Annotated in this window: 11 protein-coding genes; 10 read left to right on the forward strand and 1 reads right to left on the reverse strand. The window is 67.1% G+C overall.

Annotation, left to right across the window (positions count from 1 at the left end):
- Window positions 1–173: 173 nt before the first annotated feature.
- Both pucL and LDO15_RS20130 read left to right on the forward strand, forming a co-directional pair.
- A complete protein-coding gene (gene pucL, locus LDO15_RS20125) occupies window positions 174–1,082 on the forward strand; it encodes a factor-independent urate hydroxylase (RefSeq protein WP_223981673.1) in 909 nt (302 codons plus the stop codon).
- A gap of 226 nt (window positions 1,083–1,308) precedes the next feature.
- Window positions 1,309–2,814 carry a nucleobase:cation symporter-2 family protein gene (locus tag LDO15_RS20130; RefSeq protein ID WP_223981676.1) on the forward strand — a complete coding sequence of 502 codons (1,506 nt, stop codon included), beginning with the start codon at window positions 1,309–1,311 and terminating at the stop codon, window positions 2,812–2,814.
- A 149-nt stretch (window positions 2,815–2,963) separates the two neighbouring features.
- On the opposite strand, the gene LDO15_RS20135 is transcribed toward LDO15_RS20130, so the two are convergent.
- Complete coding sequence (locus LDO15_RS20135; RefSeq protein ID WP_223981678.1) at window positions 2,964–3,719, reverse strand: IclR family transcriptional regulator; 756 nt, start codon at window positions 3,717–3,719, stop codon at window positions 2,964–2,966.
- 218 nt (window positions 3,720–3,937) lie between these two features.
- Here LDO15_RS20135 and LDO15_RS20140 point away from each other — a divergent pair, with 218 nt between their 5' ends.
- The 8 genes from LDO15_RS20140 (at window position 3,938) to gcl (ending at window position 13,591) form a co-directional block, all read left to right on the forward strand.
- Complete coding sequence (locus tag LDO15_RS20140) at window positions 3,938–5,350, forward strand: NAD-dependent malic enzyme (protein ID WP_223981680.1); 1,413 nt, start codon at window positions 3,938–3,940, stop codon at window positions 5,348–5,350.
- Between the two features lie 47 nt (window positions 5,351–5,397).
- Window positions 5,398–6,996, forward strand: coding sequence for a malate synthase A (gene aceB, locus LDO15_RS20145; RefSeq protein ID WP_223981682.1), 1,599 nt, complete (start codon window positions 5,398–5,400; stop codon window positions 6,994–6,996).
- Between the two features lie 78 nt (window positions 6,997–7,074).
- Complete coding sequence (locus tag LDO15_RS20150) at window positions 7,075–8,322, forward strand: aldolase (RefSeq protein WP_223987574.1); 1,248 nt, start codon at window positions 7,075–7,077, stop codon at window positions 8,320–8,322.
- Between the two features lie 46 nt (window positions 8,323–8,368).
- Window positions 8,369–9,184 carry a bifunctional allantoicase/(S)-ureidoglycine aminohydrolase gene (locus LDO15_RS20155; protein ID WP_223981684.1) on the forward strand — a complete coding sequence of 272 codons (816 nt, stop codon included), beginning with the start codon at window positions 8,369–8,371 and terminating at the stop codon, window positions 9,182–9,184.
- Between the two features lie 206 nt (window positions 9,185–9,390).
- Window positions 9,391–9,552 carry a hypothetical protein gene (locus LDO15_RS20160; protein ID WP_223981687.1) on the forward strand — a complete coding sequence of 54 codons (162 nt, stop codon included), beginning with the start codon at window positions 9,391–9,393 and terminating at the stop codon, window positions 9,550–9,552.
- Between the two features lie 352 nt (window positions 9,553–9,904).
- Window positions 9,905–10,705: a TIM barrel protein gene (locus tag LDO15_RS20165; protein ID WP_223981688.1), complete on the forward strand. Its 801-nt coding sequence runs from the start codon at window positions 9,905–9,907 to the stop codon at window positions 10,703–10,705.
- A gap of 86 nt (window positions 10,706–10,791) precedes the next feature.
- Window positions 10,792–11,670 (forward strand): 2-hydroxy-3-oxopropionate reductase, encoded by an 879-nt coding sequence (locus LDO15_RS20170; RefSeq protein WP_223981690.1) that lies wholly within the window; start codon window positions 10,792–10,794, stop codon window positions 11,668–11,670.
- 130 nt (window positions 11,671–11,800) lie between these two features.
- Window positions 11,801–13,591 carry a glyoxylate carboligase gene (gene gcl, locus LDO15_RS20175; protein ID WP_223981692.1) on the forward strand — a complete coding sequence of 597 codons (1,791 nt, stop codon included), beginning with the start codon at window positions 11,801–11,803 and terminating at the stop codon, window positions 13,589–13,591.

Consider the following 13,591-nt stretch of genomic DNA (forward strand, 5'->3'; position numbering starts at 1 on the left):
AACTCGTGGCGCACGTCACGTAACCTGGGAGCAGCAGGCAGGGTTGTAATGAGCTGGCGTCAACTGACGTCGGCTCTTTTTTGTGGCCGACGGAGAAAGAAACGAACGCGAAATGCGTACGAAATTTCTATGTGGGAATTTGATTCCACATACCGGAAGTTGGGAACCACACCATGAACAACAAGATCGTCCTCGGACAGAACCAGTACGGTAAGGCCGAAGTCCGCGTCGTCAAGATCACCCGCGACACGGACCGCCACGAAATCGAAGACCTGAACGTCACCTCGCAGCTCCGCGGCGACTTCGCGGCCGCCCACCTGGAAGGCGACAACAGCCACGTGGTGGCAACGGACACGCAAAAGAACACCATTTACGCCTTCGCCCGGGCGGGCATCGGTTCCCCGGAGGCCTTCCTGCTCCGGCTGGGCGAGCATTTCACGTCGAGCTTCGACTGGGTGACCGGCGGCCGCTGGGAGGCAGAGTCCTACAGCTGGGACCGCATCCAGGCGCACGGCGCTGCCCACGACCACTCCTTTGTGCGCAGCGGCCAGGAAGTCCGGACCGCTGTGCTGGTGCGCGACGGCGCAGACCAGCACCTCATTTCGGGGCTGAAGGACCTGACCGTCCTCAAGTCCACGCAGTCCGGCTTCGTCGGCTACCCGCGGGACAAGTACACCACCCTGCCGGAGACCACGGACCGGATCCTCGCCACCGACGTTTCCGCCCGCTGGCGTTACAAGACCGGCACGGACTTCAGTTCCCTCGACTTCAACAAGAGCTACGAGGACGTCAAGGGCCTCCTCCTGGAAGGCTTCACCGAAAAGTACTCGCACGCCCTGCAGCAGACCCTGTTCGACATGGGCACCAAGGTCCTGGAGGCGCACGGCGAGATCGAGGAAATCAAGTTCTCGATGCCCAACAAGCACCACTTCCTGGTGGACCTCTCGCCGTTTGGCCTCGACAACCCCAACGAGGTCTTCTTCGCCGCCGACCGCCCCTACGGCCTGATCGAGGCGACGGTCCAGCGCGACGACGCCGCACCTGCCGAGATCGCCTGGGCCGGCATCGCCGGTTTCTGCTAGACCCGCACGGCCGGCTTACTCAGCCCCCGCCGGTTTACAAACCGGCCAGCAAAAAGCCTCGGCCGGCAGCACCGCCGCCGGCCGTTTCGGCCGGCACCGGTTCCGGAGCCGCCCACCCGCGAGTGGCGGCTCCGGAACCGGCAAGCACCGCCCCAACAAGCCACATCTGTTAGCCAGACACCGTTAGCCAGACAAAGACGTCTGCCATGAACCAAGAAAGTCTGCCATGAACATGAAAAAGAAGCCGCCCGGGGTCAAATCCCGTCCGGGCCGCACGCCGTCCGACCGCCCCGAAGATGAGCGCCTTCCGCTCGGAAGCACCTTCGCCTACGGCCTCCAGCACGTCCTGACGATGTACGGCGGCATCATCGCGCCGCCGCTGATCATCGGCGCGGCCGCCGGAATGCCGGCGCAGGACATCGGCGTGCTGATCGCCGCCTGCCTCTTTGTGGGCGGCCTGGCCACCATTCTCCAGACCCTGGGCATTCCGTTCTTCGGTTCCAGGCTCCCCCTGGTCCAGGGCGTCTCGTTCGCCGGCGTCTCGACGATGGTCGCGATCGTCAATACCGGCGGCGGAATCCAGTCCGTGTTCGGCTCCGTGATTGCCGCGTCGTTGATCGGCCTGCTCATCACCCCGCTGTTCTCCAAGATCATCCGCTTCTTCCCGCCGGTGGTCACCGGAACGGTCATCACCGTCATCGGCCTGACCCTGATGCCGGTGGCCGCGAACTGGGCCATGGGCGGGAACAAAGCGGCGCCCACCTACGGCAGCATGGCCAACATCGGGCTGGCGGCGGCGACCATGGCCATCGTGCTGCTGCTCAGCAAGGTCGGCAGTGCCACGATTTCGCGGCTTTCCATCCTGCTGGCCATGGTGCTGGGCACGGTGATCGCCTTCATCGCCGGGATGACCGACTTCTCCAAGGTCGGGCAGGGCGCCATCGTCGCGTTCCCCACCCCGTTTGCCTTCGGTCCGCCCACGTTCCACCTGGCCGCGATCATCTCCATGCTGATCGTGATCCTGGTGACCCTGACGGAGACGTCCGCGGACATCATCGCCGTGGGCGAAATCGTCGGAACCAAGGTGGATTCCAAGCGCATCGGCGACGGCCTGCGGGCCGACATGCTCTCCAGCGCCGTCTCGCCGCTGTTCAGCTCCTTCACCCAGAGCGCCTTCGCCCAGAACGTGGGGCTGGTGGCCATCACGGGCATCAAGAGCCGCTTCGTGGTCAGCGCCGGCGGCGTCATCCTGGTGGTCCTGGGCCTCCTGCCGGTCCTGGGCCGGGTGGTGGCCGCGGTGCCGACTCCGGTCCTGGGCGGCGCCGGCGTCGTGCTCTTCGGCACAGTGGCGGCCAGCGGCATCCGGACCCTGGCCAAGGTGGAGTACAAGAACAATATGAACCTGATCATCGTGGCCGCCTCGATCGGTTTCGGCATGATCCCGATTGCCGCCCCGGCCTTCTATGACCAGTTCCCGTCCTGGTTCGCCACCATCTTCCACTCGGGCATCAGCTCGGCCGCGGTGATGGCCATCGCACTGAACCTGCTCTTCAACCACCTCAAGGCGGGCAACTCGGAGAACCAGTCGGTGTTCGTGGCCGGCACCGAGCGGATCGTGCGCGAACAGGACCTCAAGTGCCTGGCCGACGGCGACCGCTTCGAAGGCGGCAAGCTGATCGACTGCGACGGCAAGGAAGTTCCCGTGCAGTCCGCCTCGACGTCCGGACACTAGTCGTCCGGACACTAGTCGTCCGGACACTAGTCATCCGGACCGGCACCCGGACATCAGCCGTCCGAGCCGGCGTGAGCGGTGCGGCCCCTTTCCCGGAAGGGAAAGGGGCCGCACGGTGTCCTCGCAGGGTGCGGTATGAGCGCCGGAGGTCAGCTCTTGTTGAGGTCCTGGGAAATGGCCAGGGCCGCCTCGCGCAGCAACGGCACCGCCCGGTCGGCGAAGGCTTCGTCCACCCGGGAAACGGGACCGGAGACGGAAATCGCCGCGGGGGTCGGCGCGTTGGGGATGGCGATGGCGAAGCAGCGGACGCCGATCTCCTGCTCCTCCTCGTCGATGGAATAGCCGCGGCTGCGGATCAGCTTCAAGTCCGCCAGCAGGGACTCGACATCGCCGATGCTCTTCGGGGTGGGGGTGGGCATGCCCTTCCGCGTGACGATGCCGCGCACCGTCTCGTCGTCCAGTTCGGCCAGGATCGCCTTGCCCATTCCGGTGGCATGCATGTAACCGCGGCGGCCCACCTCGGTGATCATCCGCATGGAGTGCAGGGACGGGACCTGGGCAACGTACATGACCATGTCGGAGTCCAGCACCGCCATGTTGGCGGTTTCCCCGAGCCGTTCCACGAGGGACTGGAGCTGCGGCCGGGCCAGCGCCCCCAGCTGCTTGTTCGCCGCCTCGCCCAGGCGGATCAGGCGCGGGCCCAGGGCATAGCGGCGGTTCGGCAGCTGCCGGATGTAGCCCAGGGTGACGAGAGTGCGGAGCAGCCGGTGGATGGTGGGAAGCGGCAGGTCGGTGGAGGACGAGAGTTCGCTGAGTGTGACGTCGCCGCCGGCATCAGTAATCAGTTCCAGAAGCTCGAAAACGCGTTCAACGGACTGCACGCCACCGGGGGCTTTTTCCGCCATGACTTTGCCCTCCTGAGGGGTTGCTTACGACAACTTTTATCCACATCGTGAAAAAAGTGCTTAGTAGACCCAAGATACAGCACCGGCCGGCCGCCGTCGACGCGCCGTTCACGCGGCACCCAGGGGTTGTATTTCCACAAAGTAGATAATAATATCCATCATACGAAATAAGTAAGTGAAGCGAGAGCCCGCCCGCGGGCCGACTAGGAGGAAATTCAATGGCGAATCCAAGCCCCGGAAATTCGATCACCCTGCGCGTGGAGGCCCCGTCCAGCTTCTCCGCCACGAGCGAACTGGCCGCCGCCGTCGGTGCCGCCGGCGCCGCCATCACCGCCCTGGACGTCACCGAGTCCCACCACGAGACCCTGGTTGTCGACGTCACCTGCAACACCACCGACGATGCCCACGCAGCACGCGTCAAGGACGCGCTCAACGCGCTGGACGGCGTCACGGTCCGCAACGTCTCGGACCGCACGTTCCTGATGCACCTCGGCGGCAAGCTGGAGGTTGTCCCGAAGGTTGCCCTGCGCAACCGCGATGATCTCTCCCGCGCCTACACCCCCGGCGTCGCCCGCGTGTGCCTGGCGATCGCGGAAAACCCCGAGGCCGCCCGCAACCTGACCATCAAACGCAACACCATCGCCGTCGTGACCGACGGCTCCGCCGTCCTGGGCCTGGGCAACATCGGCCCGGCCGCCGCACTGCCGGTCATGGAAGGCAAAGCGGCGCTCTTCAAGCAGTTCGCCAACGTCGACGCCTGGCCGGTCTGTCTGGACACCCAGGACACGGAGGAGATCATCCGGATCGTCAAGGCGCTCGCCCCCGTCTACGGCGGCGTCAACCTTGAGGACATCGCCGCGCCGCGCTGCTTCGAGATCGAGACCCGGCTCCGCGAGGAACTGGACATCCCGGTCTTCCACGACGACCAGCACGGAACCGCGATCGTCACGCTGGCGGCCCTGACGAACGCCCTGCGTGTCGTGGACAAGAAACTCTCCGAGGTCCGGATTGTCGTTTCGGGCGTCGGCGCGGCCGGCTCCGCCATCATCGCGCTGCTCAAGGCGCAGGGGGCCCGCAACATCATCGCCGCCGGCCGCTCGGGGGCGATCCACTTCGGCGAACAGTACGACGACGAGCACCGCACCTGGATTGCCGAGAACACCAACGAACAGGGCTTCTCCGGCACCCTGCACGAAGCGCTCAAGGGAGCCGACGTCTTCATCGGCGTCAGCGCGCCGCACGTGATCGGCGAAGAACAGGTGGCATCCATGGCCAAGGACGCTATTGTGTTCGCCATGGCCAACCCCACGCCGGAAATCGACCCGGTGATCGCATCGCGGCACGCCGCCGTGGTGGCGACCGGCCGCAGCGATTTCCCCAACCAGATCAACAACGTCCTGGCCTTCCCCGGGTTCTTCCGCGGGCTGCTCGACGCGGGGGCGGCGGACATCACCCCGGAGATGCTCGTGGCCGCCGCCGCGGCGATCGCCAACCGGGTTGCCGACGACGAGCTCAATGCCAGCTACATCATTCCCAGCGTCTTCGACCCCCATGTTGCCGCCGACGTCGCCGCCGCAGTTGCCGCGGCCGCGCATGCGGCAGCCCAGCACGCCGCGCCCGCCCACGCCTGATTCACCGCCTGAATTGCAGCCTGATTCACCGACCCGGAAGGACCACAATGGCCCTCACCATTTCAGCCCGCCGCCCCGTTGACCGCGCGGAGGAGATCCTCACTCCCGAGGCGCTGGCCTTCATCGACCAACTGCACCGGCGCTTCGCCGCCACCCGCGGGGAACTGCTCAAGGCCCGCGCGGTCAAACGCGAGGACGTGGCCCGCACCGGCCGGCTCGATTTCCTGCCGGAAACCCGCGACATCCGTGAGGGCGACTGGACCGTTGCGCCCGCCCCCGCAGCCCTGCAGGATCGCCGGGTGGAAATGACGGGCCCGGCCGCACCGGCGAAGATGGCCATCAATGCCCTGAACTCGGGGGCCAAAGTCTGGCTCGCCGACCTTGAGGACGCCAGCACCCCCACGTGGTCCAACGTGATCGAATCGATCCTGAACCTCCGTGACGCCGCGGCCGGCACCCTGTCCTACACCTCCCCCGAGGGGAAGGAATACACGCTCCGGACCGATGCCCCTCTGGCCGTCGTCGTGGCCCGCCCGCGCGGCTGGCACATGAGCGAGCGGCATCTGCTGATCGACGGCGAACACACCGTGGGCGCCCTGGTGGACTTCGGCTTGCACTTCTTCCACACCGCCCGGCAGCTGCTGGAGAACGGCCACGGCCCGTACTACTACCTGCCCAAGATGGAAAGCCACCTCGAGGCCCGGCTCTGGAACGAGATCTTCGTCTTTGCCCAGGACTACCTCGGCATTCCGCAAGGCACCATCCGCGCCACGGTCCTGATCGAGACCATCCCCGCAGCGTTCGAGATGGACGAGATCCTCTACGAACTCCGCGACCACGCCTCCGGCCTGAACGCGGGCCGCTGGGACTACCTGTTCAGCATCATCAAGTACTTCCGCGACGCCGGTCCGCGCTTTGTGCTCCCGGACCGCGCCACCGTGGCGATGACCGCGCCGTTTATGCGCGCCTATACCGAGCTGCTGGTCAAGACCTGCCACCACCGGGGCGCTTTCGCCATGGGCGGCATGGCCGCCGTCATTCCCAACCGCCGCGAACCCGAGGTGACTGCCCAGGCGTTCGAGAAAGTGCGCGCGGACAAGACCCGCGAGGCGAACGACGGCTTTGACGGCTCCTGGGTGGCCCACCCGGACCTGGTGCCGGTGTGCCGGGACGTCTTTGACGCCGTTCTGGGCGAGCGGCCGAACCAGCTGGACAAGCAGCGCCCGGAAGTCTCGGTCACCGCGGACCAGCTCCTGGACGTCGCCTCCGCAGACGGCACGGTCACCGAGGCGGGCCTGCGCCTGAACCTCTACGTCGCCGTCGCCTACACCGCCGTGTGGATCTCGGGCAACGGCGCGGTCGCCATCCACAACCTGATGGAGGACGCCGCGACGGCGGAGATCTCCCGCTCACAGGTATGGCAGCAGATCCGCAACCACGTGGTCCTCGCCGACACCGGCAGGACCGTGACCCGCGAGCTGGTGTCCGGGATCCTGGCCGAGGAAACCGAGAGGCTCCGCGGCGAGGTGGGCGAGGACGCCTTCGCGAAGCACTATCTGCCCGCCAGCAAGCTCATCGGCGATATTTGCCTCTCAGAGGACTACACGGACTTCCTCACCACTCCGGCCTACGAACTGGTGGGCTGAGCCGTGGCTGGGTCTCCCTCCGGGTCTTCCCCTGCGTCTCCCTACGGGTCTTCCTCCGGGGCGCTCTCCGGCGCCGATCTGAGCAGGATCGATGCCCAGCTGGCGGCGACGGACCAGCTGCTCGAGCGGAACTATCCGGGCGACGACGGCACCCGCCAGCCCGTACACACCGTCTACGTCCCGGCCGACCGTTTCACCCCGGGCTTCGCCGCCGACTGGGGCGCCCAGGCCCTGGCCGCGGCCGACGCCCACGGCGGGCTGGAGCGGCTTTGCACCCTGCTCGGCCAGGATCCCGAGCTGGCCGGCGCGGTCGCCTCCCGCGTGGCCGCGAAGCTGGGCAGCGAGCCGATCGAGGACCTACGGCTGGATTTCGAGGACGGCTACGGTGACCGTGGTGACGACGCCGAGGACGCCGACGCCGTCGCCGCCGCGGCCGCTGTTGCCGCCGCCGTGGCGGACGGGAGTGCCCCGCCGTTCATCGGGATCCGGTTCAAGTGCTTCGAGGCCCCCACCCGTGCCCGCGGGCTGCGCACGCTGGACCTGTTTGTCTCCGGCCTCGCGGCCGCCGGCGAGCTCCCGGAAGGCCTGGTCCTCACGCTGCCCAAGGTCACCACGGTGGCCCAGGTGCAGGCCATGGCCTACGCCGTGGCCCGGCTGGAGGAATTCCACGGACTGCCCGCCGGGCGCCTGAGGTTCGAAGTCCAGGTGGAGACGCCGCAGCTGATCCTCGGCCCGGACGGCACGGCACCGGTGGCGCAGCTGCCGCACGCTGTCCCCGGCCGGATCAGCGCCCTGCACTATGGCACCTACGACTACTCGGCTTCCCTGCAGATTGCCGCGGAATACCAGTCCATGGAACACCCGGTGGCGGATTACGCCAAAGAGGTGATGCAGCTCGCCGTCGCCGGAACCGGTATCCGGCTCTCCGACGGTTCCACCAATGTCATCCCCGTCGGCGACGGAGTGCTGGACGCCTGGCGCCTCCATGGCCGGCTGGTCCGCCGCTCGCTGGAGCGCGGCTACTACCAGGGCTGGGACCTCCACCCCGCCCAGCTGCCGAGCCGCTTCGCCGCGACGTACGCGTTCTACCGGCAGGGCCTTCCCGCCGCCGCCGCCAGGCTCCGCAACTATATGGAGCGCACCGAGGGCGGCGTCATGGACGAACCCGCAACCGCCCGCGCCCTGGCCGCCTTCGTGCTGCGCGGCGTCCAGTGCGGCGCCGTCGGCGCCGAAGAGGTTCTGGCGCTGGCCGGCGTCGGACTCCCCCAACTCACCATGCTGGCCCACCCCCGGCTGGCACAGCCTGCCGCCTCCCACAACCACTGATCCTTTTTCACTGACCTTCTCACCGACCCTTCCCAGGAGTGCACCCATGACCAACTACTTTTCCCCCGAAGGCGGCCTGCCGCCCCAGACCCAGCTCCTCACCGACCGCGCGGTGGTCAAGGAGGCGTACACCGTCATCCCGAAGGGGGTGCTGCGCGACATCGTCACCAGCAACCTTCCCGGCTGGACCAACACCCGCGCCTGGATCATTGCCCGGCCCATTGCCGGCTTCGCCACGACGTTCTCGCAGCTGATCGTGGAAGTGGCGCCGGGCGGCGGGAGCGACAAGCCCGAGGCGGAGGCCGGCGTCGAAGGCGTCGTCTTCCTCACCAAGGGCGAACTGACGCTCACGCTCGACGGCGAAATCCACCACCTTGAGGCCGGCGGCTACGCCTACCTCGCCGCCGGCGCGGACTGGAAGGTGTCCAACGACTCCGACGGCGACGTGGCCAGCTTCCAGTGGATCCGCAAGGCCTATGAGCCGCTGGAAGGCTTCACGGCGAAGTCCTTCGTGACCCGCGACCAGGACGTCGAGCCGCGGCCCATGCCGGACACCAACGGCGTCTGGGCGACCACCCGCTTCGTGGACCCGGACGACCTCGCCCACGACATGCACGTCAACATCGTCACGTTCCAGCCCGGCGGTTCCATCCCGTTCGCCGAAACCCACGTCATGGAACACGGGCTCTTCGTCCTGGAGGGCAAGGCCGTCTACCGCCTCAACGACGACTGGGTGGAAGTCGAGGCCGGCGACTTCATGTGGCTCCGCGCCTTCTGCCCGCAGGCCTGCTATGCCGGCGGACCGGGCCCGTTCCGCTACTTGCTCTACAAGGACGTCAACCGCCAGATCCGCCTCACCTAAGACCGGCACACGCCATGGGTCCGCCCGCACGACGGGGCGGACCCATTCGTGGTTCCGTCCACGGTTACTGGGCCATTCGCGGTTGCTGGGCTATTGCCGGTCACTGGGCCATTCGCGGTTACTGGGCCATTGACGGTTACTGGGCCATTGACAATTACTGCGGCGGGCGCCCTTGTGGGCTTGGCGATGCTTGCTAGCCTGAGGCTGTGAAGTACGAATCCCTATGGATCGGAATGCTCGTTGGCGCGGCCCTCGGCTTCGCCATCGGAGTTGCCACCGTCGACAAGCCGTTCACGGGCCTATTGATCGGCCTGGGCATCGGCGCGCTGGTGGGCCTGGCGGCCCGTAAGGACCCCACGAAGGGGTAGGAACCGCAGCGCCCGAACGACCGCACGCTATCCTGCCTTGGAACACCGCGCCCTGAACTGCAGTGCCCTGAACTGCCTGCCCGAACTGCAGTGCCCCTAACTGCAGTGCCCCTGGCTGCCTGCCCGAAGAGACAACGCGGGTCCCGCGTGCCTCACCGGCAGCCCACACTCTGCGCCGCTCCCCCAGCCGCTCCCCTGCCGCTTTCACGCACCCCTTGACTCTCCCGCCCCACATTCCCTAGACTTTTCATAAAGCAGAATCTTAATTCCACAAAGTGGAATTCACTCAGGAAGGGTTGCCGGGCAAGGACGCCCGGGATCCAGCTCCCGACCACACCGGAAAGAAGACACCATGACGTATTCCGTGAACTGCTCCATCCTGCTGACCGAATTGCCCCTCCTCGAGCGGCCCGCCGCGGCGAAGGCTGCCGGCTTTGACGCCGTCGAGTTCTGGTGGCCGTTCGCAACGTCAGTCCCCGGCGACGCCGAGGTCACCCGCTTCGAGCGGGCCATCACCGACGCCGGCGTCCAGCTCGCCGGCCTGAACTTCAACGCCGGCGACATGCCGGCCGGGGACCGGGGTCTGGTGTCCTGGAAGGGCCGCTGCTCCGAATTCAAGGACAACATCGACGTCGTCGCCGGGATCGGCGGGCGGCTCGGCTGCACGGCCTTCAACGCCCTCTACGGCAACCGCCAGGACGGCTACACCCCGGAGGCCCAGGACGAACTGGCGGTCACCAACCTTGCCGCCGCGGCCGCGGGCGTGGGCCGCATCGGGGGCACCGTGCTGCTCGAACCGGTCAGCGGCGCACCGCGCTACCCGCTCCTCAGCGCGGACGACGCCCTCCGGGTCATCGCCCGCGTCAGGGAGGAAACCGGCGCGCAGAACATCAAACTCCTCGCCGACTTCTACCACCTGTCGGTCAACGGCGACGACGTCCCTGCCGTCATCGAGAAGCACGCCAAGGACTTCGGCCACATCCAGATCGCCGACAACCCCGGCCGCGGGGCTCCCGGAACCGGTGAGCTGCCCCTCGGCGATTGGATCGCCCGCAGCCGCCAACTCGGCTATGAGGGCTACATCGGCCTCGAGTACAAGGAACCGGCGGAAACCGCCTTCGCCTGGGCCATCCGCCAGCGCGCGAACCGCTAGTCCCCACCGGCCAGGGAACCCTGCGGGCGTGGACCCGCCCACCCGCCTTGGCGCTAACACCAAAGACTTCAGAAAAGAGAACCATCATGAGCAACGTCGCAGTCATCGGACTCGGAATCATGGGCCTGCCCATGGCCGTCAACCTCGTCAATGCCGGCCACACGGTCACCGGTTTCAACCGCAGCCAGGACAAGATCAACAAGCTGGTCTCCGAAGGCGGCCACGGTGCCACGAGCATCGCCGACGCCGTCAAGGACGCCGACGTCGTCATCACCATGGTTCCGGATTCCCCCGACGTCGAGGGCGTCGTCGGCGGCCCGGACGGCGTCTTCGCCCACGCCCGCAAGGGCACATTGTGGATCGATGCCAGCAGCATCCGCCCGGACGTCGCCAAGCGCCTAGCGGAGGACGCCCGGACCGCCGGGATCCGCCCCCTCGACGCCCCGGTTTCCGGCGGCGAACAGGGTGCCATCGACGCCGCACTGTCCATCATGGTGGGCGGCGAATCCGCAGATTTCGACGCCGCCCGCGATGTCCTGAATGCGGTGGGCAAGACGATCGTCCACGTCGGCCCGTCCGGCTCCGGCCAGACCGTCAAGGCAGCCAACCAGCTGATCGTCGCCGTCAACATCGAGGTCCTGGCGGAGGCCATCGCCTTCCTGGAGGCCTACGGCGTGGACACCAACGCGGCCCTCAAGGTCCTCGGCGGAGGCTTGGCCGGCTCCAAGGTCCTGGACCAGAAGGGACAGAAGATGCTCGACCGCAACTTCGACCCCGGCTTCCGCCTGGCCCTGCACCACAAGGACCTGGGCATCGTGACCTCGGCCGCCCGCGAAGCCAACGTCGCCGTCCCGCTCGGCGCCGTCGTCGCGCAGCTCGTCGCCGCCACCGTCAACCAGGGCGACGGCGGACTGGACCACTCGGGCCTCTTCAAGCAGGTCCTGAAGCTCAGCGGCCGCAAGTAAAGCACCTCCGGCAGTAGCCGGACAGCAAGCAAACCGGAGATCCGCCGTCGGACGTAAACGACGGCGGCTCCCTAACTAAACCCAAATTCCGCCCGCAGAGGGCACCCAAAGACTTCCCAAGGAGCACCCCATGACTAAGATGCGCACCGTTGACGCTGCCGTCGCCATCCTGGAAAAGGAGGGCGCCACCGAGGCGTTCGGCCTGCCAGGCGCGGCCATCAACCCGTTCTATTCCGCGATGCGGGCCCACGGCGGCATCCGCCACACCCTGGCCCGCCACGTTGAGGGCGCCAGCCACATGGCTGACGGTTACAGCCGGGCCCGGGACGGCAACATCGGCATCTGCATCGGCACGTCCGGGCCCGCCGGCACGGACATGATCACCGGCCTGTATGCCGCCTGGGCCGATTCCATCCCCATGCTGTGCATCACCGGCCAGGCGCCCGTGGCCAAGCTCCACAAGGAAGACTTCCAGGCCGTGGACATCGAATCCATCGCCAAGCCGGTCACCAAGATGGCCATGACCATCCGGGAGCCGGGCCAGGTTCCGGGCGCCTTCCAGAAAGCCTTCCAGCTGATGCGCTCGGGCCGCCCGGGCCCGGTGCTGCTGGACCTGCCGATCGACGTTCAGATGGCCGAAATCGAGTTCGACATCGAGACCTATGAGCCGCTGCCCGTGGAAAAGCCGAAGGCCAGCCGCAAGCAGCTGGAGAAAGCACTGGACATGCTCACCGCTGCGAAGCATCCGCTGATCGTGGCCGGCGGCGGCATCATCAACGCCGGCGCCTCCGAGCAACTGGTGGAACTGGCCGAACTGCTGGGCGTTCCGGTCATCCCCACGTTGATGGGCTGGGGCGCCATCTCCGACGACCACCCGCTCATGGCCGGCATGGTGGGCCTGCAGACCAGCCACCGCTACGGCAACGCGACCATGCTGGCCTCCGACTTCGTTATCGGCATCGGCAACCGCTGGGCCAACCGCCACACCGGCGGCCTGGACACCTACACGGCCGGCCGCAAGTTCGTGCACATCGACATCGAGCCCACGCAGATCGGCCGCGTGTTCTCCCCGGACCTCGGGATCGCCTCGGACGCCGGCGCGGCCCTGACCGGCCTGGTCGAACTGGCCCGCGAACGCCAGGCGGCGGGAACCCTCCCGGACTATTCCGGCTGGGCCGCCGACTGCGCGGAGCGCAAGGCCACCCTGCACCGCAAGACCCACTTCGAAAACATCCCGATCAAGCCGCAGCGCGTGTACGAGGAGATGAACAAGTCCTTCGGCAAGGACACCACCTACGTCTCCACGATCGGCCTGTCCCAGATCGCCGGCGCCCAGATGCTCCACGTGTTCGGGCCGCGCAAGTGGATCAACGCCGGCCAGGCCGGACCGCTGGGCTGGACCGCCCCGGCCGCTCTCGGCGTTGTCCGCGGCAAGCCGGACGAGACCGTGGTGGCCCTGTCCGGCGACTACGATTTCCAGTTCATGATCGAGGAACTCGCCGTAGGCGCGCAGTTCAACCTCCCCTACATCCACGTGGTGGTCAACAACTCCTACCTCGGCCTGATCCGGCAGTCCCAGCGCGGCTTCAACATGGAACAGAACGTGTCCCTGGCTTTCGAAAACATCAACTCCACGGAACTCTCCGCGACGGCCAGCGGCTACGGCGTGGACCACATCAAGGTGGCCGAGGGCCTGGGCTGCAAGGCCATCCGGGTGGAGGACCCCAACGACCTGGCGTCCGCTTTCGACAAGGCCAAGGCGATGGCCGGCGAGTTCAAGGTTCCCGTGGTGGTGGAAGTGATCCTGGAAAAGATCACCAACATCTCCATGGGTGTGGAGATCAACGCGGTCAACGAGTTCGAGGAACTGGCCGAGACCGCCGAAGACGCCCCGACCGCCATCCTGGCGATGCAGGCCTGA

The organism is Arthrobacter sp. NicSoilB8, assembly GCF_019977355.1.
Lineage (GTDB): Bacteria > Actinomycetota > Actinomycetes > Actinomycetales > Micrococcaceae > Arthrobacter.

Coding starts and splice junctions, on each gene's coding strand:
- gcl (WP_223981692.1), top strand. CDS start 11,801: ATGACTAAGATGCGCACCGTTGACGCTGCCGTCGCCATCCTGGAAAAG.
- LDO15_RS20155 (WP_223981684.1), top strand. CDS start 8,369: ATGACCAACTACTTTTCCCCCGAAGGCGGCCTGCCGCCCCAGACCCAG.
- LDO15_RS20130 (WP_223981676.1), top strand. CDS start 1,309: ATGAACATGAAAAAGAAGCCGCCCGGGGTCAAATCCCGTCCGGGCCGC.
- LDO15_RS20140 (WP_223981680.1), top strand. CDS start 3,938: ATGGCGAATCCAAGCCCCGGAAATTCGATCACCCTGCGCGTGGAGGCC.
- aceB (WP_223981682.1), top strand. CDS start 5,398: ATGGCCCTCACCATTTCAGCCCGCCGCCCCGTTGACCGCGCGGAGGAG.
- LDO15_RS20170 (WP_223981690.1), top strand. CDS start 10,792: ATGAGCAACGTCGCAGTCATCGGACTCGGAATCATGGGCCTGCCCATG.
- LDO15_RS20165 (WP_223981688.1), top strand. CDS start 9,905: ATGACGTATTCCGTGAACTGCTCCATCCTGCTGACCGAATTGCCCCTC.
- LDO15_RS20135 (WP_223981678.1), bottom strand. CDS start 3,719: ATGGCGGAAAAAGCCCCCGGTGGCGTGCAGTCCGTTGAACGCGTTTTC.
- pucL (WP_223981673.1), top strand. CDS start 174: ATGAACAACAAGATCGTCCTCGGACAGAACCAGTACGGTAAGGCCGAA.